The organism is Streptomyces axinellae (assembly GCF_039532135.1).
GTDB lineage: Bacteria > Actinomycetota > Actinomycetes > Streptomycetales > Streptomycetaceae > Streptomyces > Streptomyces axinellae.
The window spans coordinates 238,338-256,566 of record NZ_BAAARJ010000007.1; the positions used below are offsets into that span (position 1 = coordinate 238,338).

Consider the following 18,229-nt stretch of genomic DNA (forward strand, 5'->3'; position numbering starts at 1 on the left):
GAACCTCACTTCTCCGGTGTGTAGTTCGTCGCTTCGACGGGGGCCTTGACCGTGACGGAGCCGGACTTCTCGAAGTGCAGGATGAAGGTGACCTCGTCGCCCTTGACCGGCTTGTGCTTGAGGTCCATGAGCATCAGATGGTTGCTGCCCCGGCCCAGTTCGAGGGCGCCGTTCGCGGGCACCTTCAACGACTTGACCTGGCGCATCTGCTGCTTGACGGTCTCGTGTATCTCCACCTCGCCGGCGAGGTCGCTGGAGACGGAGGTGAGCTTGTCCGGTGCGGAGCCCCCGTTGCGGACCGTCAGGAAGCCGCCGGCCATCTTGCCCGTGGGCGGCTGCGGTACATAGGCGCCGGTGACCTTCAGTTCAGGGCGGCCGTCCCCCTTCTTGGTATCCGTGCCGCTGCCCGGACCGGAGTCGTCGGTGGACGAGCAGGCGCCCAGAGCGAGCGTCAGCGCGGCCACCGTGCAGACGGCGGCGGCGCCGGAGAAGCCCCGACGGTACGAGCGGCTGGGGTGGCGCGGGCTCACGGGGTCTCTCCCTTGATGATCTTGGGGAGTTCCTTCTCCAGGATCTCCGGTGTGGCGTTGCCCTCCGTGTAGAGGACGTGGGCCTTGTCGTCCTTGGGGGAGAAGGCCAGCAACTGGGCGCCGTGTGTGGAGACGATGTCGCCGTTCTTCTTCTTGTACGAAGGCTCAAGGCTGACGCCCACGCTGCGCGCACCCGCCCGGATAGTGGCGAAGTCCCCGGTCAGGCCGGTGAAGGAGGGGTCCTGGCCGCGCAGCCACTTGCCCAGTTCCTTGGGGGTGTCCCGCTTGGGGTCGGAGGTGACGAAGACGACCCGGAGTTTCTTCCGCTCCTCCTTGGAGAGCTTCGCCTTGGCGACGGCGATGTTGCTCATCGTCAGTGGACAGATGTCCGGGCAGTTGGTGTAGCCGAAGTAGAGAAGCGTGGGGTGGCCCTTCGTCTTCTCGACCATGTCGTAGGACTTGCCGTGGGTGTCGGTCAGCGTCAGGTCGGGCTTCTCGAAAGGCTGGTCGAGGACCACGCCGCCCTTCTTCTGCTTCTCGACCGTCGCGGGCTTGTCCACGGCGCTTCCGTCATCGGAGCCGGAGTCGCCCGAACCGCAGGCGGTGAGGCTGAGAGCGGCTGCCACGGCGAACGCGGCGGCCATCGTGGCTGTTCTCGTTGTGCGCATAGTGCTGCTTTCCAATGTGCTGTCGGACGGCGCGGCCCGGCGCGTGCGCCGGAGCACGGCCGCACCGCGTACGGACACACCTGGGGCGCGTCCGTACGGGGCGCTGTGCCGGGCCGCGGTGCGGGCCGCACCGCCGTAGAGGGCAGGGTCGGTCAGGCGCTGCGGCGGCGCCCGGCCAGGACGCCGAAGACGACGCCCGCGATCCCGACGACGATCCCGGCCCCGCCGAGCACGCGCGCGGTGGTGTCGGAGCTGTCGCCGGAACCGGAACCGGAACCGGAGTCGGAGCCCGAGGATGCCGCGGCCTTCTCCGCCGACTTGCCGTCCGCCGAGGCGTCGCCCGCGCCGGACCCGCCCTTCTCGGCGGCCGTGAGCCGCAGAACCGGAGCGGGGTGTTCAGGCTCGGCCGCACCCTCCTTCGGCTCCTCGATCCACCGTACGACCTCCTTGTTGTCGTAGGTCTGGAGGGCCTTGAACACGAGTTGGTCGGCGTCCTCGGGCAGTTGGCCCATCGAGACGGGGAACTGCTGGAACCGGCCCGGCTCGACCTTGCCGCCGCTCCAGGTGACCTTGGAGACGGCCTCGGTGATCTTCTCGCCGTGCATCTCGATCGGCTTGTCCAGCTTCTCCTTGTCGACCTTCACATCCCAGCCGGGCACCGGCTGCGGCATGACGGAGGCCAGCGGGTGATCGGTGGGGAAGGTGACTTCGAGCTTCACCGTGGAGGCGTCGTCCTGCTCGTTGGGGACCTTGAAGTTGACGACGCTGTAGCCGCCCTTGGCGGCCTCCTGCGGATCGACGCTGACATGCGCCGAAGCGGGACCGGCGACCAGCAGGACGACGCCGGCCGCGAGTGCGGTGACGGTCGCGGCACGACGGTGGGTGATCTTCATGAGTGTGCGCTCCTGAGTGGTACAGGACGCCCCGGGTGACCCAGGACGTGGCGGCAGGACATGACAGGGCATGGCGTGGCGTGGCACCGGATGGCGTCGCGCGCGGCGACGAACCGGATGGCCTCGCGTTCGGCGAGCAACCGGATGCCGGGAGAAAACGCGGTGTACGCACGCGTGCGCGCAGTCCGGCGCGTGCGCCCGCCGTTGTCATGGCTTTGCCGCCCATCCGGGGACGGATGTTCAGGAGCCGGGGTGTGGCAGGCGCTTCAGGCCGCGAGTGCGAACGCGTCGTCGCACGCCGCGGGCGGGCCGCGCCGGTGCACCGAGTGCTGGAGGGCGACGGGCCGGGGCGCCGGCTCTTCGTGCCGGGTCCGGAAGATGACGTGGAGGAAGGCCCACGGCAGCAGATCTGTGTGCAGCGCCCGGACGAAGGCGAAGGCCAGCCGCAGCGCGCGTGCGGCCACCACCTCGTCCGTCACCGCCGCCACGTCCGCGGAGAGCCGCACCATGCGCCACAGGGCCGCCTCGCCCCGGCGCAGCAGCCAGCCGAGCAGCAGCGCCGCCAGCAGGTGGCCCAGCAGCATCGGGAGGTCGAGCGTGCCCAGTGCGATCCGTGCGGCGTCGCGCAGACAGTCGAGCGGGGTCTCGGGGAAGGGCAGGGAGGCGGCAGCGTGCGCCGCGTGCCCCGCCCCGCCGTGCGCCGAGCCCGTGTGTGTCACGCCCCCGTGCGCCGGGTGGCCGCCCGCGGTGGTCGCGGCGGCTGCGGCGGAGTCGGGGGAGAGCCCGGCGCGTACGACGACGCGGTGGGCCTGCGCCTCGGACATGCCCATCGCGCTGTTGTCGCACAGCAGTTTCCCGGCGAGCGCCTTGATCCCGCCGGCGGAACCGCCCGCGCCGCCCGCACCGCCTGCGCCCGAGCCGGCCGGCATACCGGCGGCGGACGCCGAGTGCGGTCCGGCGGAGAAGAGGAGGTGGAGGCCGATCTGCCCCAGCGCCAGGAGCCCGGCGATGCCCGGCAGCGCACGCTCGCGCCGCCCCAGCAGCAGAGCCACTACGAACACGCAGGCGAAGCCCAGCGCCAGCGACGCGAAGGGGACTCCCAACCCGCCGGCGAAAATATGCCCGGCGGCGGACACGGTGACGCAGACCGCGGCGAAAACCGCGGCCCGCAGCAGTCTCAAGTCCGCACCGGCAGTCATGGCCGCGCCATCATCTCACCGGCCGCCCCACCGGTATACGGCAGGGCGGCACCACTCCAGCAGGGGTCGAGGCGCCGCCTCCAGCCGGGCTCGGGGCCCGGCCAGGACAACCGGCGACGAGGGCGGACGCGGAGAACCGGACGCGGCGACGAGGCCGGAGACGGAGCACTGGACGCGGCGAGCAGGCCGGACGCGGCGTCGGAGCTGGAGAAGAGGCCGGGTGCGGAGCCCGGCGAAATCACCGGGACTCCGGTGCGGCGGCGGGGCGTGCGCGGGCGCCGCGCGCTCCCGCCGTACCCGCACGTGGCGCCCCACCGCACGCGCCCGGCGCCCCCGCTTCCGCCGTACGAGGGTCATAGCGGCGGTGCCGAGTAGTGCTCCTCGCCCCAGGCAATAGGTAGACCCGTGTGTCGAGCCGTGTGGAGGGTGAGCATGAGCAGCCTGTGGTGGTCTCTCCGGCTACGGCGCGAAGCTGCCAGCGTGCCGCTCGCGCGGCGCCTGCTGCTGAGTTCCATGGAAGCGGCGGGCGTCGATCCTGACATCGCCTACGACATGTCCCTCGCCCTCTCGGAGGCGTGTGCGAACGCCGTCGAGCACGGCAGCGACGGCGGGGACAACAGGGGCAGATCCGGCGCGTACCGCGTATCGGCCTACCTGGAGGGCGACAGGTGCCGTATCGAGGTGGCGGATACCGGGCCGGGTTTCCCCCCGGAATCCGAACCACTGACCGGAGCGAGCGTGTCGGAAAGCGGACGTGGACTGTTCCTGATCGAGTCCCTTGCCGATCACGTCCGTTTCCGTAACAGGCCGGGCAGTCGTGGTGCCGTCGTCAGCTTCGACAAGGTCCTCGCCCGCCGCGGGGACACGCTCCTGACCGCGTCCTGAGAGCCCGCCGCACCAGAGGGCCGGGGCCGATCCGGAGCCCGCGCGGTCCGGACAGCTCCCGACCGGACTCCGGACAGCCCCCGGGGCCGCAGCCGACCGGGCCCCGGACTGCGGCCAACCGTCCCGGACCGCCCTCGACCGCTCCGGCCCGCTTCCGATCACCCCCGACCACCCCGCGACCACCCCCGGCTGCCTCCGGAGGCGCCACGACCGATCCAGTCCGGTCCAGTCCGGTCCGGTCCAGACCGGTCCGGTCCAGACCGGCCCGGACCGCTTCCGGCCGACGCCCCGTGCCGCTCCCCCGGACATGCTCGTCCGGGGCTACTCCCGGACGAGCACGTCTGCCGCCCCGGCCTCGCCTGGCACCGGCAGTAGCGGCCCCACGTCCCGGTACCGCAGCAGCAGCATGGCCGCGTCATCGTTGAGCGGCGAGCGCACATGCTCCTGGATGTCCTGCCGTACGGCCTCCAGAGCCCCTTCGGGGTCGGGGTCCTTGAGCAGGTGGGCGCGCTGGTCGAGGGGGTAGAACCGGTTGTCGGCGTCCCGCGCCTCGGTGACGCCGTCGGTGTAGAAGAGCAGCTGGTCGCCGGGTGCGAAGGGCACCTCGTGCGGTTCGGGCGGCTCGATCCCGTGCAGGCCCAGGCCGAGCGGCAGGCAGCGCTGCGCCGGCTCGGCGAAGTGCACGCTGCCGTCCTGGCGTACGGCCAGCGGCGCCGGATGCCCGAAGTTGAGGAGCGTGGCGGTCTCCGTGGGCCGTCCGCCGCCACCATGCGCCCTCTCCGGAAGGCGTTCCTCCGCCAGGGGCCCCTCCGGAAGGGAGAGGGGGGAGAGGGCCGGAAGACCCTCCTCCGTCACCACCACGCCCTCATCAGGGCGACCCGGCCCCACCGGAGTCTCCGCGCCGGTGGCCCCGTGCCGATCGTCGCGGACCTCGACCAGCACGGCCGTCACGAACTTCTCGCCCAGCAGGTGCCGGGAGAGCGCGCGCTCCAGCCGTTCTCCGACCGCCGGCAGGTCGGGTTCGTTGTAGGCGGCCTCGCGGAAGGCGCCGAGCACGATGGCCGCCGTCTCCACCGCCTCCAGCCCCTTCCCCTGGACGTCACCCACGATGAGCCGTACGCCGTACGGCGAGGTGACGACCTCGTACAGGTCCCCGCCGATCCTGGCCTCCGCGACCGCGGAGGTGTACGAGACGGCGACCCGCAGCCGCCCGGCGCCCCTGGGCACCGGGCGCAGCAGCACCCGCTGGGCGGCCTCGGCGATCGAACGCACGTTGGCCAGCTCCGCCTCGCGCTTCTGCCGCATGGCGGTGGCCAGCAGCGCGGCGACGGAGACGCCCGTCACCGAGATCAGCGTCGCGTTGCCGCGCCGCTCGCCGAACTGGTCGTTGTACGAGCTGAGCGCGACGGACAGCGCTATCGCCAGCGCCCCGACCAGCGCCGTGCGCCGCTTGCCGCCGGTGAGCCCCGCGAAGGCCGGGCCGAGCGCCATCATCGGCAGCAGCCCGATCCCGGGCCCGCCGGTGAGATCGACGGCGCACACGACCCCCATGGCGAGGAAGGGGAACGCGGACAGCAGTCCGGTACGCAACCGGGGTACCAAGGCGTGCTCTCTTCCTCTTCGGCGGCCGGGGGGGCGCGCTCTTCGGCGGCGGGGGCGCGGCGCGCGCCGGTCAGCGTGCCCAGCTCGTACGGCTGCTGGTCACGCCTTCAGCTCGGCCATCCATGTCTCGACGTCGGCGCTCGCGCGCGGTAGTGCCGCCGACAGGTTCCGGTTGCCGTCCTCGGTGACGAGGATGTCGTCCTCGATGCGCACGCCGATGCCCCGGTACTCCTCCGGCACTGTCAGGTCGTCCGCCTGGAAGTAGAGCCCCGGCTCGACGGTCAGGCACATGCCCGGCTCCAGCGTGCCTTCGGCGTAGGTCTCGCGCCGGGCGACCGCGCAGTCGTGCACGTCCATGCCGAGCATGTGGCCGGTGCCGTGCAGTGTCCAGCGCCGCTGGAGGCCCAGTTCCAGCACCCGCTCCACCGGGCCCTCGACCAGGCCCCACTCGACGAGCTTCGTGGCCAGCACACGCTGTGCGGCGTGGTGGAAGTCGAGGTACTTCCCACCCGGCTTGACGGCGGCGATGCCCGCCTCCTGGGCCTCGTACACCGCGTCGTAGATCTTGCGCTGCAACTCGGTGAAGCGGCCATCGACCGGGAGGGTGCGGGTCACATCGGCGGTGTAGAGGGTGCGGGTCTCCACTCCGGCGTCGAGCAGCAGCAGTTCGCCGGAGCGCACCGCGCCGTCGTTGCGCATCCAGTGCAGCGTGGTGGCGTGCGGGCCGGCCGCGCAGATGGAGCCGTAGCCGACGTCGTTGCCCTCCACCCGCGCGCGCAGGAAGAAGGTGCCCTCGATGTAGCGCTCCGAGGTGGCCTGGGCCTTGTCGAGGGAGCGGACGACGTCCTCGAAACCGCGCACGGTCGAATCGACCGCCTTCTGCAGCTCGCCGATTTCAAACTCGTCCTTGACCAGCCGCAGCTCGGAGAGGAAACCCGTCAGCTCCTCGTCCCGCTCGGCCGTGGTCTTGTCCTCCAGCGCCGCCTCGATCCCCGCGTCGTGCCCGCGCACGACACGCACCGGGCCGCTCGCCTCGCGCAGCGCCTCGGTGGCGGTGCGGATGTCGGCGCAGGGCAGCCCGTAGAGCTTCTCGCTCTCGGAGAGGCTGTGCCGCCGCCCGGCCCACAGCTCCCCCTGCCCGTCGAGCCAGAATTCGCCGTTCTCGCGGTTGGAGCGCGGCAGGAGGTAGAGCGTCGCGGAGTGCCCGTCGGCAGCGGCCGGCTCCAGGACGAGAACGCCGTCCTCGGTCTGGTCGCCGGTGAGGTACGCGTATTCCACGGACGACCTGAAGGGGTATTCCGTGTCGTTGGAACGGGTCTTGAGGTTTCCCGCCGGGATGACGAGGCGCTCGCCGGGAAAGCGTGCCGAGAGCTTCGCGCGGCGTGCGGCGGCCTCGCCGGCTTGCGTGATCGGTTCCAGCTCCCGCAGTTCGGTGTCCGCCCAGCCCGTCTTCATGTTCTCGGCGAGCTCGTCGGAGACCCCCGTGTACAGGCCGTTCTTCCGCTGCTTGATCGGCTGTTCCCCAGCGGCGTCTGTCACGTCTGCCTCCTCTTTGACGGATAAAACCACCTTCCATCGTATGGGCGGCACGCGGCTGGTCCAGGGCCATGTGGGTGTGACGTTCAGCCTCACGGCGCGCGGGACGGCGCGGAAACGCGGACGCCCGGGCCGGAGCGGCCCGGGGGCGTGGAGGAATCCGTGCTCAGGGCGAGCGGGAGCCTGGGCCGGTGGCCGGACCGGACCTCGGTGCTCTCCCGTGCTCAGAAACGGGCCGCGAGCAGTACGACGTCCTCGGGGTGGTCGTGCTGCTCGGCCGGCTGCCCGGGCAGCACGGTCCGCAGTACGTGGTCCACGAGCGTGTCCGGATCCTCCCGCGCGGCGCGGGGCGCACTCGCCGCCGCCGAGCGCAGCCGGGCGAACGCCCGGTCCATGGAGTCTCCGGTGCGGTGCAGCAGACCGTCGGTGTAGCACAGCAGGGTCTCGCCCTCGTGCAGGACGACTTCCGCGCTGGGCGCCTCCCAGCACGCGAGCATGCCCAACGGCGCGGAGACGGCCGTCTCCACCGGCTCGATCCTGCGCGGGCCGATGATCAACGGCGGGCAGTGCCCGGCCCCGGCGAGGAGGATCTTGCGACTGGCGGGCTCGGCGTACGCGAACAGCGCGGTCGCCGAGCAGGACGGTTCCGTCAGCCGCAGCAGCAGTTCCAGATCGGAGAGCACGGCGACGGGGTCCTCGCCCTCCATCACGGCATAGGCCCGCAGCGAGGCCCGCAGCCGCCCCATGGCCGCGACGGCGGCGGGCCCGCCGCCGGTGACACCGCCGACGCAGAGCCCGAGCGCGCGTTCGGGCAGCGGCAGCGCGTCGTACCAGTCGCCGCCCCCGCGGGGCCCGGTACGGTGCCGCGCCGCGAGCGCGACGCCGGGGACCCGGGGCAGCGCGCTGGGCATCAGTTCCTCACGCAGCGTGGCCATATCGGCGCGAGTGCGGGCGAGTTCACCGAGCCGGACCGAGTGTTCGGCGGCATACCGCAGATAACTGGCGAGCAGTTCCCGCTGCCGCGCGGTCGGCTCGCCGGGCTCGTCGTAGAGCCAGACGGCGGCCCCCAGCCGGGTCCCGTCGTCGGTGGCGAGGGGGACGGCGTAGGTGGCGGCGTATCCGAGCCGGGCGGCCACCTCGCGGTGGCGGGGGGAGAGTTCCTGGTCGGCGGCGATGTCCGGACAGGCGATCCCGCTCCGGGCGGCTGCGACGGAGGACTGTGCTCCGGTACGCCGCGCCCCGGCATCCGGTGCCCGGGTATCCGGGGAAGCGGCATCCGGCGACGCGTTCCGTGCACCATCCGCAGCCGCATGCTGCGCACCATCCGGTGACGTGTTCCGCGTCCGCGAAGCCGAAGGGGTGCTGTCCCGTGCGGCGGCTGCGGTGCCGGTACGGGACGCGGCGGGCCCGGCCCCTTCCGTGCAGCCGTTCTCGCGGTCGAGGACACGGGCGTAGGCGGCGGAGGCGCGCGGCACCGTCTCGATCTGGCTGAGGTCCGAGTGGCCGAGGCCGAGGCCGATGGTGCGCTCGGGCGAGGAGTCGGCCCGGCCGAAGGCCCCGGCGGCGTCCGCGGCACGGGCGCCGGGGCCTCCGCCAACACCGGGGCCGCCAGGGGCGCTGCGTGGGTCGGTGCCCGGTTCGAGAGCGATCAGGCCCCGGCGGGCGCCGAGCAGGGTGGCGCCGGCGCGGAGCGTCTCGTGGAGCGCGGAGTCGAGGGATTCGGTGCGCGCGAGCAGTGCGGTCAGCTCGTGCAGCGAGGAGAGATCGGTGACGCGGTCGTGATCGGTGACCTGCTCCGCGTCGCGGTGCCGCTCGGAACCGGTCGTCCGGTCGGCCGGGGAACTCTCGGCAGAGGAGGGGGCAGTCTGCGAGGGCGGGGAAATCACCGGCTTGATTCCAGCCACTTTTGGCAGGCGCGGGGAGGTCATGGGCAACGGCTTACGCTGCATGTGAACGGTCCCAATAGCATCGCAAACCCCCATGTCATGCTGCTCCGCTATCAATGCCACTACATGTACACACACTGTTGACGGGATGTCCAGCACTGGTCTTGCGGTGCCGGGGGTTTCCATGAGATAGCCCTGCGACGTGCGGGTGGACCGAGGCGTATGAGAGATTGGCGCAAAACCGCTCACGTGACATGCATATTGCTGTCGACTGAGGCCATTCGACAGCGCGTTGGCACAGCTGCTGCGGGTACGGGAACCCTGGGAGAGGACATGACGTCCTAGGTAGCAGCGGGCCCGACCCGGCTTCCTCCCGGCGGGATTGCACCAGGCAGCACAGGCGCGGTACGAGCGGATTACGAGCAGTTCTCAGCAAGTAACGAGCAAGTACGAGCAGCACCGGCACAGGTGGCAGTCCACAGCGCGAACGCCATGCACGCGCCACCCCGCGCCACGTTTCACGCTGGACCCGCGGCATGATGCGCTGTTCGACACGCACGGTCACGAACGTTCCGCGTGGTGTTCATGGGCTAGATCTCGGACGAGACGGTCAGTTGGCGTTTACGGAAAGGAACGAGCGCTCATGCGCGAGATCCTCGGAAGGCGACGCTCCCTCTGGGCCTGGGGGCAGCTCACAGGCCGAAGGTTCTGGGCACGGCCCCGACGGCATTCCCAAAGGTCACCGATGCGAAGCATGGCGCTCACCGCCGCCACCGAGTGGCGCTGGCCCGTCGTGCCAGGCGCGGCTCTTGCTCCCTCCCCCTCGCGCCGCCAGTCCAAACAGACGCTCGCCGAGGGGGAACAGGCGTCCTGCTCCTGTCCCGACCCGGAGTGCGCGGTGCCGGGTGCGCACCCCTTCGACCCGGTGCTGCTGGCGGCAACCACGGATGCGGCGATGGTGCGCTGGTGGTGGACCAACAGGCCGGAGGCGCCGGTCATCCTGGCCACCGGCGGCACCGCGCCCTGCGCGCTGAGCCTGCCGGCGGTCGCCGGGGCGCGCGCTCTGGCCACGTTCGAGCGCACGGGGGTGCGGCTCGGCCCCGTCATCGCCACGCCCACCCGGTTCTCGGTGCTGGTGGAGCCGTACGCGATCGAAGAACTGGGCGAACTGCTGTATGCGCAGGACTGGGTGCCCAGTTCGCTGCGCTTCCACGGGGACGGCGGATATGTGGTGCTGCCCCCCTCCCGCACGGGTGCGGGGCAGGCCCGCTGGGAGCGTCAGCCGGAGCAGGGGAGCACGGGCCGGCCCTGGCTGCCCCGTATGGAGAACCTCCTCGATGTGCTGATCGAGGAGAGCGCCGCCACCCCGGGTTCGGGCAGCAGGCTGGCCTACTGACGCACATCGCCGCGCGGTCGCGCCCTGCGTCGGCTCGGTGCCCGCTGGCCCCCGACTCGACGATGCGATGAACGTCGTGCGGACGTCGTGCGGCTGATGAAGGTCGTGCGGCTCGTGCCCCCGGCGCGCGCGAGGTTCCAAGGTGCGGGGGCGTGCGCCCCGCACCTTCACTCGTATGGGTAAGAGCTGGCCGCAGTTGTACGGGAAACGGACGGCCGGACGGCGGTGTGCGCCCCTTCCCCCGATATGTTCACCCCACCGGTACGGCGGCACCTCCCGCCCCGCGTCCTCTCTTCGCTCTCCTCCCCTCTTCTCGCTCCCTCCGTTCCTCCAGTCCCAGGTGGGGTCCCTCATGCACCAGCCGCAACAGCGCGCGTCCCGGCTCCGTGTCGTCGCGCTCGCCAGCACGGTCGCACTCGCCGTCGCACTGCCGCTCGCCGCGGCGGTCGCCGGCGAGGACGCACGTCTGGCGTCCAGGGCGTCCGAGGCCGCTCGTGCCGGGCTCAGTGGCGCGGAGCGCGGCTCCGGGCCCGCCGGGGAGGCCGGACGGGGGCCGTCGGACGCGCGTGGGGAGGACGCGTCCGGGAGAGACGACGGCAAACCCCCCGCGGGTGCGGACGTTCCGGAGCTGGCCGACCGGTCCGGGGGCCGGGGCGCACGTCCCGCCGCCTCCTCCTGCGGCCCGGAAACCGCGTCACCCGAAGGTGTGGAGGCTCAGACCTGTGTCTTGGCGGAGGATGGGGACACCTGGGCACGGACGTACTACAGAAACGCGACAAACAGCCAGCTGCCCGCAGTCCTCACCTTGATGCGTCCCGACGGCCGGAACCTCCAGGTGCACTGCACGCTGCCGGCGGCGGACGAGCCGGGGATCTGCGAGACGCCACGGCACTCGGGCGGCAGGGCGGGCGGCAGCGCCGATGACGAAGCGGGGGAGGGGCTGTACTCGGCGGTCGCGGAGGTCGCCTCGGCGGATGGTGAGCGACGCCTGCTGCGCTCCGGCAGCAACTCGCCCGGGCAGACGCGGAGTTAGGGAGCCGGTTGGGGGGGCGACGGGTGGCGGAGCCACGGGGCCGAGGCAGGGCCCTAGGACGCACCGGAGTGCGGGCATGGAAAAACCCGGTCGCTGGCGACGGGGGATGCACCAGCGACCGGGCACCTAGAACGGTAACAAGAGATCGGCCGTTCGCAAATTCGATCGCCCATATCCGGACGCCGATTTACCTGTGAGTACGGGGAGTTGAACCTCCGGTGTGACACGAGTCACGGTCACACTTTCTTCGCACACCCGTTTCGGAATCCGCCGACAACCCTTAGCTGAGCGTCACCTGACGGTTGGTGAGACCGCTGCGCGCCCTGCGCTCCTCCGCCGTCAGCGGGGCGGTGGTCGCCAGTGCCTCGGCAAGGCGCTCGGCGAAGGCGGCGGCGGGCTTCTCGCAGTCCTCCGAGGTCATCCCGGACGGAAGATCCCATACCGGAACGGTCAGGCCGTGCGCGCGGAAGGAGCCCACCAGACGGGACCCCTCGGTGGCGGACGTTCCGGAAACCTCACCCAGCGTGGAGGCGCCCTGTGCGTGCAGTCGTGCGAGCGCGTCCAGGAGCCGCTCCTCCGGGTGGGTCATCACCCAGCGCAGATGGTTCTTTTCCGGCGCCTCACACCAATACGCGCCTTCCACCCCGGAGAGCCGGGCCGTCGGGATGGCGGCCGAATTGGCACTCTCCAAGGACGCGGCGACCTCGCCGGCGGGCTGGTCCTCCCCGTCGATCCAGAACTCGAAGCCGCTGTGCACCACGGGCTCGAACGGCGCGTCCAGGTCCAGCAGATCCTGCAGCCGCGGCCCTTGCGGATCGGGTCTGCCCGCGGCGACGGGCGTGCCCGGCTCGGCGGCCAGCGCGCGGCCCAGCGTGCCCGCCAGGTCGCGGCTGATGTCGCCGGAGGCCGTGTCGTTCTGGAGGCCGAGCAGGACCTCGCCGCTGTCCCGGCGCAGGGCGGGCCACGCCATCGGCAGCACCGTCGCGAGCGTCACGGCGGGAACGCCCTCGGGCAGCCCCTCCTTGAGCGTCAGCCGTGCCGTTCCGGCGGGAACCAGCTCGCGCAGGGCGACCCAGTCGCTCTCGTTGGGCAGCCCCTCGAAGGGGCGACGCACCAGTTCGGTCGCCGCATGCGCGGCTTCCCTGCCGTGGCACGCCTTGTAGCGGCGGCCCGAACCGCAGGGGCACGGCTGACGGGCGCCGACGACCGGGTAGCTTCCCGCGCTGCTCGCGGGGGTTGACTGGGGGCGGCGCTTCTTGGCCATGCGAGCGGTTCTCCAGGTGTGCGGCGGTGTGTCCGGGAGCCGCGATCCTAGTCCTTGTGACGGACGCGCTGCCTCTCACGCTCCGCTCGCGGTGCGAGAGGGCGCGGAAGGCAGCGCGTATCCGGTGGGCGGCCGGTCAGCCCAGTTCTTCCAGGGAGGCCAGGTCGAGATCCAGGCTCGCGGCGACCCGGCTGCTGAAGGAGCCGCTCGGCGGCAGAACCGCCCAGACCGTCACTCCCTCTGCCCCGCCCCCGTTGCTGGAGCCTTTCCGTGCCGTGCTGACGCCCCAGTCACGGGCCAGTGACGTGATGATGGCGAGTCCTCTGCCGCCGCGCGCGGTGACCGAGGGGGTGGCCGGAAGTGGCCGGGTCGGGCCACCGCCGTCCGTGACGGAAATAGTCAGTTCCCCCCGTGCGTCCCTGTGCCAGGCGGCTTCGACGACGCCCCCGGCGCCGTTGGCCGGATGCGTCATGTCCGCGGCGTCCGGGGTATCCGGAGCGCTCTCGCCGCTTGTGCCGTTCCTGCTGTCGCCGTTCGTTATGTTCGCTCTGCTCGTACCGTTCGATCTGGTGATTCCCGTGCTCAACGGGCGTGCGTGACGGCACGCGTTGCTGAGCAGTTCGGAAAGGATCAGAATCGCATCGTCGATCACCGCGTCCGGCGCACCGCTGGCGAGAAGTTCCTCGCGCATCCTGCGCCTCGCGACCCCCACGGCCGACGGGCCATGGGACACGGCCATCGCCGACGATGTAGGCACCTCTTGTGCCACCACCAACGCCACCCCCGAGACCTCCTTTGCCCCACGCCATCGGATGAATGCCCCACACGAGTGCACAGGAAACCGGCCATGTCCGCTCTCTTGACGCACACACGGCTCTGCACTACGCAGCGGATGCGCCGGAGCACCCCCGGTAAGTGATCCGTGAATGCGGTGAATTGAGGTGATGAGCCGGAGGGGCGAATCGGGGTGGTGCGGGGGCAGGACGAGTTCGGCTCAGCCGAGCCCCAGTTGGGAGCGGACCTGCTGGGGGCGATTCGTGATGATCGCGTCAACCCCCAGGCGGGCGCACAGCTCCACATCCTCCGGCTCGTCCACCGTCCATACGTGCACCTCGTTGCCGGCGCGGTGGGAGCGGGCCACGTATTCGGGGTGTGAGCGCAGGATGCGGATGCTCGGGCCCGCGATGCGCACCCCGTGCGGCAGCCTGCCGTCCCGGTGGCGGGGCAGCAGCAACTGCGTCAGGTAGACCGTCGGCAGGTGCGGTGCGGCCATGCGGACCCGCTGGAGGGAGCGGGCGGAGAAGCTCATGACGCGCACGGGGGTGCTCAGCCGGTGGCGGTCGAGCAGTTCCAGGAGGCGCTCTTCCACATGCCCGGCCCACCGGGTGGGGTGTTTGGTCTCGATGGCCAGTTCGACGGGACGTGGTGCTTCGGCCACGAGCCGCAGCAGCCGGTCGAGAGTGAGGACCGAGGTGCGCTCGGTCCGGCCTCCGGCGCGGTCCGGCGATCCGTCGCCGTCGGCCGCTTTCACGCCGGTATCCGGTTGCGCGGAGATGCGTGCTCCCGGGGCGGGCACCGCATCGGTGTCCGTGTCGGTATCCGGTGACTCGTACGGGTCGGCGTGCCTGCCCTTCCAGGAGCCGAAGTCGAGGGCGGCGAGATCGGCCAGCTCCAGGGCGGAGACGGCGCCGCGTCCGTTGGAGGTCCGGTTGACCCTGCGGTCGTGCACACAGACGAGATGGCCGTCAGCGGTCAGCCGCACGTCGCACTCCAAGCCGTCGGCGCCCTCTTCGATGGCACGGCGGTAGGCGGCGAGGGTGTGTTCCGGGGCCTCCATCGAGGCCCCCCGGTGGGCGATGACGGACAGAGGGCGGGTGAGACGGCGGCGCGACCCGGCGTCGATCTCATAGCTCACCGGGTTATCGTGCCACCGGGTCGGCGAACACGTTGTGCAGGGCTTTGCGCACGAACTTGCGTACGGCTTCGCGGGACCGCTCGGCCCCGGACTCCGGGCCGCAGGGCCGCACTCGGCCGCCGGGCGGCGTACGGGCGGGCTTCCCGGCGGGCCGCGCGCCCGTTCGCACGGCAGTTCCGGCGCCGAGGAGCGGTGCGACCCGGCCGCGCCTACGCTGGACCCGTGATCACGGAGGGCGTAGCAGTGGAACGCATGAGTGAGTGAGAGCGAAGAGGGCGCCCTGTCGGTATTGACCAGTGTTGGCCGGATGTAAGAACCGCGCAGCCGAGGCTGTGTGCCGGCTTACGCCCGTCTGACACCTGATGGGAAAAGCTGTCTGCGGATACCCGAATATGTGAATGTCCCATCCCTGCGATGTCGTGTACCTGATGAGGAGTGAGCTGTGAGCACCGAGAACGAGGGCGCTGCCGTGACGCCTGCGGCGGGGCCGAACCCCACGCCCCCGGCGTCGGCGGACGCCCCGTCGACCGGCGCCCCGACGAGCCCTGGGGGCAGCGATTCCCCGCTGACCTCGCCCGACTCCCCCACCTCTAGCGCCTCTTCTCCTTCTTCCGGCGCAACCACCCCCACTTCCTCATCCCACTCGCCTGCCGCCGACCGTACGCAGGATGGCCCAGCCGTCCAGGACGGTGTAGTACCCGAGAGGGGCACCGCGGAGGACACCTTCGTCATGCAGCCGCAGCACGAAACCCGGTCGGACAGCCCGACGAACGCCTCGACGGAAGGCCCCGGATCCACGGCACCGGGCGGGAGTGCGGATGCGGGCGCTCGTGGCGGTGCGATTCCTGGCTCCGGAGCCGGTGTCGGCACACCAGCTCCGCCCGCGGGCCCGCCCGTCGCGATGAACAAGCCGGAGCCGGGGGACACGGGCCAAGGCGGCGTCGGCCAAGGCGGGGCGGGCCAGGGCGGCGGCTGGGGCTACGGCCCGAATACGCCGACGCCCCCACCGGTTCCGCCGTACGGCTCGGGTGGCGGCCCCGCAGGGCCTGCCGGTCCCGGCGGCCCGGGCGGCGTTCCGCCGCACGACCCCTGGGCGATGCCGCCGGCGGGTGGCCCCGGCCCGGATCAGGGCAAGAGGCGCCGCGGTGCGCTGCTCGCCGGGGTCGTCGTCGCGGCGCTCGTCGCGGGTGGTGTGGGCGGCGGCCTCGGCTTCTGGGCTGCCGACCGAGGCTCGAACGGTGACACCACCACCATCACCTCCTCCTCGGACCCCAAGACGCTGAACCGCTCGCCCAAGTCGGTCGCGGGGATAGCCGCGAAGGCGCTGCCGAGCGTGGTCACGATCCAGTCGTCCGGCGGGGGCGAGGAGGGCACGGGCACCGGCTTCGTCTTCGACAAGGAAGGCCACATCCTCACCAACAACCACGTGGTGGCCAACGGGGCACGCGGCGGCAAGCTCACGGCGACGTTCTCCGACGGCAAGAAGTACAGCGCGCAGGTCGTGGGCGAGGCCCAGGGCTACGACGTCGCCGTCATCAAGCTCAAGGGCGCGGGCGACCGCAAGCTCAACCCGCTCCCGCTGGCCAACTCCAGCGGAGTGGCGGTCGGCGACGCGACGATCGCGATCGGCGCCCCCTTCGGCCTCTCGGGCACGGTCACCACGGGCATCATCAGCGCGAAGAACCGTCCGGTGGCCTCCAGCGACGGCCAGGGCGCCAACCCCTCGTACATGAGCGCGCTCCAGACGGACGCGTCGATCAACCCTGGCAACTCGGGCGGCCCACTGCTCGACGCGCAGGGCGCCGTGATCGGCATCAACTCCGCGATCCAGCCGGCGGGCGGCGGCGGAGGCGGCGGCATGGGCGGCCAGGGCCAGTCCGGAAGCGTCGGCCTCGGCTTCGCGATCCCCGTCAACCAGGCCAAGCGGGTGGCCGGCCAGCTGATCAAGACGGGCCAGCCCGTCTACCCCGTCATCGGCGCGACCGTGGAACTGGGCGGCGGCGGCAACGGCGCCACCATCTCCCAGAACGGCGAGGGCGGCAGCGAATCGATCCCCTCCGGCAGCCCTGCCGAGAAGGCGGGCCTGAAGCCCGGCGACCGCATCACCAAGCTCAACGACACGGTCATCGACAGCGGCCCCACCCTCATCGGCACCATCTGGACCCACAAGCCGGGCGAAAAGGTCAAGCTGACCTATGAACGGGACGGCAAGGCGCACACGGCCGAGCTGACCCTCGGCTCCCGCAAGGGCGACAAGTGACCACACGCTAGGCTGGTCCCCGCGTCGTCCACGGACGGCGCGGGGAGGTGTGCCCGAGCGGCCGAAGGGAACGGTCTTGAAAACCGTCGAGGCAGCGATGTCTCCGTGGGTTCAAATCCCACCGCCTCCGCAGTCTGAACCCGGCTCAAGGCCCAGTTCATGAAGGGGCACCACCAGTGGGTGGTGCCCCTTCGCCGTGGGATGCCTTCGCTGTGTGTGGTGCCTCAGCCTGTGCGTTGTGCGCTTGTGTTCCCGGCCCTGACCAGCGTGCGCCGCCAGTCGCGGGCCGGCTGTGGGCCGGCCGCGGAGATGTAGCGGTCCGGTCCGGTCACAGCCTGTCGGGGCACATGGGCGCAGGTGATCCTCTCTGCGCAACGACCGGCCACAAGTCACCCCTGGGCGGGACGACACCCGTACGGCGGGCTTGACCGCACAAGTGCGAGGGGGAGGACAGGTCAGCCAGGAATTCGGCCGGTGACGTGATGGCCGGCCTGACTGAAAGGGTGCCCAGTGAGCGGAATGGCTGCCAAGCGGCTCGTCTTCGCCATGCTCGACACGGACGGGGACGGAGTGATCTCCAGGGAGGACTACTTCACACGGATCGATCGGGTGACAGCGGCAACGGGACGCGGAGACGACGACCCCATGGTCGTCCACGCACGTGCCGCCGGGGAACAGGCATGGGCCGTCATGGACGCGGACGGTGACGGCAAGATGACCGAAGACGAGTATCTGGCATGGGTGGGAGTCGACGCCTTCGACAACATCTGCTCGCCGGCACTCGGCGCCCTGTTCGACCTCGCGGACACCGACAAGGACGGCTCCCTCAGCCGACCGGAGTTCATCACGCTGCGTACGGCGCTGAACAATCCTGTCGGCAACGCCGAGGCCGCCTTCGAGGCACTCGACACCGACGGCGACGGACGCGTGAACCGCCACGATTACCTCATGTCGATCCGCACTCACATCTCGGGAGAGCATTCCCCCGCGGGTGCGGTTCTGTACAGCAATGGGGAATTGGAGACCAGCGGGCGGGAGTGAGCGTCACGTGAGAAGGGGCACCCGGCTCCCCCCGGGTGCCCCTTCTCACATGCTTTGACGGGTCCACCCGTGCTCGCGGACGGCGAAGTCCGATGGGGGTGAAGTGGGCGGTTTGGAGCGG

15 protein-coding genes and 1 tRNA gene are annotated in these 18,229 nt (G+C 71.3%); 6 read left to right on the forward strand and 10 right to left on the reverse strand.

Features of this window, described 5'->3' with window-relative positions; translation table 11 throughout:
* Positions 1–5: 5 nt before the first annotated feature.
* The 4 genes from ABD339_RS12930 to ABD339_RS12945 all read right to left on the reverse strand — a co-directional run bounded on the left by ABD339_RS12930 (position 6) and on the right by ABD339_RS12945 (position 3,290).
* Positions 6–530, reverse strand: coding sequence for a copper chaperone PCu(A)C (locus ABD339_RS12930; protein ID WP_344565433.1), 525 nt, complete (start codon positions 528–530; stop codon positions 6–8).
* The gene (locus ABD339_RS12935) at positions 527–1,198 is read right to left on the reverse strand and encodes an SCO family protein (RefSeq protein ID WP_344565435.1); all 672 of its coding nucleotides are present in this window, start codon (positions 1,196–1,198) and stop codon (positions 527–529) included. Before ABD339_RS12935 ends, ABD339_RS12930 begins: the two co-directional genes overlap by 4 nt.
* 152 nt (positions 1,199–1,350) lie before the next feature.
* Positions 1,351–2,091: a YcnI family copper-binding membrane protein gene (locus tag ABD339_RS12940; RefSeq protein ID WP_344565437.1), complete on the reverse strand. Its 741-nt coding sequence runs from the start codon at positions 2,089–2,091 to the stop codon at positions 1,351–1,353.
* A gap of 266 nt (positions 2,092–2,357) precedes the next feature.
* Entirely contained in the window at positions 2,358–3,290 is a 933-nt protein-coding gene (locus ABD339_RS12945) for a hypothetical protein (RefSeq protein ID WP_344565439.1), read from the reverse strand.
* Between the two features lie 432 nt (positions 3,291–3,722).
* Between ABD339_RS12945 and ABD339_RS12950 the strand changes: the two genes are divergently transcribed.
* Positions 3,723–4,175 carry an ATP-binding protein gene (locus ABD339_RS12950; protein WP_344565441.1) on the forward strand — a complete coding sequence of 151 codons (453 nt, stop codon included), beginning with the start codon at positions 3,723–3,725 and terminating at the stop codon, positions 4,173–4,175.
* A 321-nt stretch (positions 4,176–4,496) separates the two neighbouring features.
* On the opposite strand, the gene ABD339_RS12955 is transcribed toward ABD339_RS12950, so the two are convergent.
* The 3 genes from ABD339_RS12955 to ABD339_RS12965 form a co-directional block, all read right to left on the reverse strand.
* Positions 4,497–5,726 (reverse strand): PP2C family protein-serine/threonine phosphatase, encoded by a 1,230-nt coding sequence (locus ABD339_RS12955; RefSeq protein ID WP_344565658.1) that lies wholly within the window; start codon positions 5,724–5,726, stop codon positions 4,497–4,499.
* Between the two features lie 150 nt (positions 5,727–5,876).
* A complete protein-coding gene (locus ABD339_RS12960) occupies positions 5,877–7,316 on the reverse strand; it encodes an aminopeptidase P family protein (protein WP_344565443.1) in 1,440 nt (479 codons plus the stop codon).
* Positions 7,317–7,537: 221 nt separating this feature from the next.
* Positions 7,538–9,241, reverse strand: coding sequence for a PP2C family protein-serine/threonine phosphatase (locus ABD339_RS12965; protein ID WP_344565445.1), 1,704 nt, complete (start codon positions 9,239–9,241; stop codon positions 7,538–7,540).
* 601 nt (positions 9,242–9,842) lie between these two features.
* On the opposite strand from ABD339_RS12965, the gene ABD339_RS12970 reads away from it, so the two are divergent.
* Together ABD339_RS12970 and ABD339_RS12975 are read left to right on the forward strand one after the other, a co-directional pair.
* The gene (locus ABD339_RS12970; RefSeq protein WP_344565447.1) at positions 9,843–10,595 is read left to right on the forward strand and encodes a bifunctional DNA primase/polymerase; all 753 of its coding nucleotides are present in this window, start codon (positions 9,843–9,845) and stop codon (positions 10,593–10,595) included.
* Between the two features lie 352 nt (positions 10,596–10,947).
* On the forward strand, positions 10,948–11,628 hold the full coding sequence (locus ABD339_RS12975; RefSeq protein WP_344565449.1) for a hypothetical protein: 681 nt from the start codon (positions 10,948–10,950) through the stop codon (positions 11,626–11,628).
* Between the two features lie 280 nt (positions 11,629–11,908).
* Here the strand turns inward: ABD339_RS12975 and ABD339_RS12980 are convergent, their stop codons facing one another.
* The 3 genes from ABD339_RS12980 to ABD339_RS12990 form a co-directional block, all read right to left on the reverse strand.
* On the reverse strand, positions 11,909–12,892 hold the full coding sequence (locus tag ABD339_RS12980; RefSeq protein ID WP_344565450.1) for a DUF5926 family protein: 984 nt from the start codon (positions 12,890–12,892) through the stop codon (positions 11,909–11,911).
* Between the two features lie 136 nt (positions 12,893–13,028).
* Entirely contained in the window at positions 13,029–13,673 is a 645-nt protein-coding gene (locus tag ABD339_RS12985) for an ATP-binding protein (RefSeq protein WP_344565451.1), read from the reverse strand.
* Between the two features lie 213 nt (positions 13,674–13,886).
* Positions 13,887–14,807 carry a glycerophosphodiester phosphodiesterase family protein gene (locus ABD339_RS12990; RefSeq protein WP_344565452.1) on the reverse strand — a complete coding sequence of 307 codons (921 nt, stop codon included), beginning with the start codon at positions 14,805–14,807 and terminating at the stop codon, positions 13,887–13,889.
* A gap of 730 nt (positions 14,808–15,537) precedes the next feature.
* Here ABD339_RS12990 and ABD339_RS12995 point away from each other — a divergent pair.
* The 3 genes from ABD339_RS12995 (at position 15,538) to ABD339_RS13005 (ending at position 18,108) form a co-directional block, all read left to right on the forward strand.
* Positions 15,538–17,067, forward strand: a complete 1,530-nt coding sequence (locus ABD339_RS12995) for a S1C family serine protease (protein WP_425575970.1) — start codon at positions 15,538–15,540, stop codon at positions 17,065–17,067.
* 43 nt (positions 17,068–17,110) lie between these two features.
* A tRNA-Ser gene (locus ABD339_RS13000) sits at positions 17,111–17,197 on the forward strand.
* Between the two features lie 389 nt (positions 17,198–17,586).
* Positions 17,587–18,108 carry an EF-hand domain-containing protein gene (locus tag ABD339_RS13005; RefSeq protein ID WP_344565659.1) on the forward strand — a complete coding sequence of 174 codons (522 nt, stop codon included), beginning with the start codon at positions 17,587–17,589 and terminating at the stop codon, positions 18,106–18,108.
* Positions 18,109–18,229: the final 121 nt, after the last annotated feature.

What these genes read in the sequence shown, in the direction of transcription:
- ABD339_RS12935 (WP_344565435.1), bottom strand. Translation starts at nt 1,198, where the DNA reads ATGCGCACAACGAGAACAGCCACGATGGCCGCCGCGTTCGCCGTGGCA.
- ABD339_RS12980 (WP_344565450.1), bottom strand. Translation starts at nt 12,892, where the DNA reads ATGGCCAAGAAGCGCCGCCCCCAGTCAACCCCCGCGAGCAGCGCGGGA.
- ABD339_RS12995 (WP_425575970.1), top strand. Translation starts at nt 15,538, where the DNA reads ATGCAGCCGCAGCACGAAACCCGGTCGGACAGCCCGACGAACGCCTCG.
- ABD339_RS12970 (WP_344565447.1), top strand. Translation starts at nt 9,843, where the DNA reads ATGCGCGAGATCCTCGGAAGGCGACGCTCCCTCTGGGCCTGGGGGCAG.
- ABD339_RS12950 (WP_344565441.1), top strand. Translation starts at nt 3,723, where the DNA reads ATGAGCAGCCTGTGGTGGTCTCTCCGGCTACGGCGCGAAGCTGCCAGC.
- ABD339_RS12945 (WP_344565439.1), bottom strand. Translation starts at nt 3,290, where the DNA reads ATGACTGCCGGTGCGGACTTGAGACTGCTGCGGGCCGCGGTTTTCGCC.
- ABD339_RS12940 (WP_344565437.1), bottom strand. Translation starts at nt 2,091, where the DNA reads ATGAAGATCACCCACCGTCGTGCCGCGACCGTCACCGCACTCGCGGCC.
- ABD339_RS12955 (WP_344565658.1), bottom strand. Translation starts at nt 5,726, where the DNA reads ATGGGGGTCGTGTGCGCCGTCGATCTCACCGGCGGGCCCGGGATCGGG.
- ABD339_RS13005 (WP_344565659.1), top strand. Translation starts at nt 17,587, where the DNA reads ATGGCTGCCAAGCGGCTCGTCTTCGCCATGCTCGACACGGACGGGGAC.
- ABD339_RS12965 (WP_344565445.1), bottom strand. Translation starts at nt 9,241, where the DNA reads ATGACCTCCCCGCGCCTGCCAAAAGTGGCTGGAATCAAGCCGGTGATT.
- ABD339_RS12975 (WP_344565449.1), top strand. Translation starts at nt 10,948, where the DNA reads ATGCACCAGCCGCAACAGCGCGCGTCCCGGCTCCGTGTCGTCGCGCTC.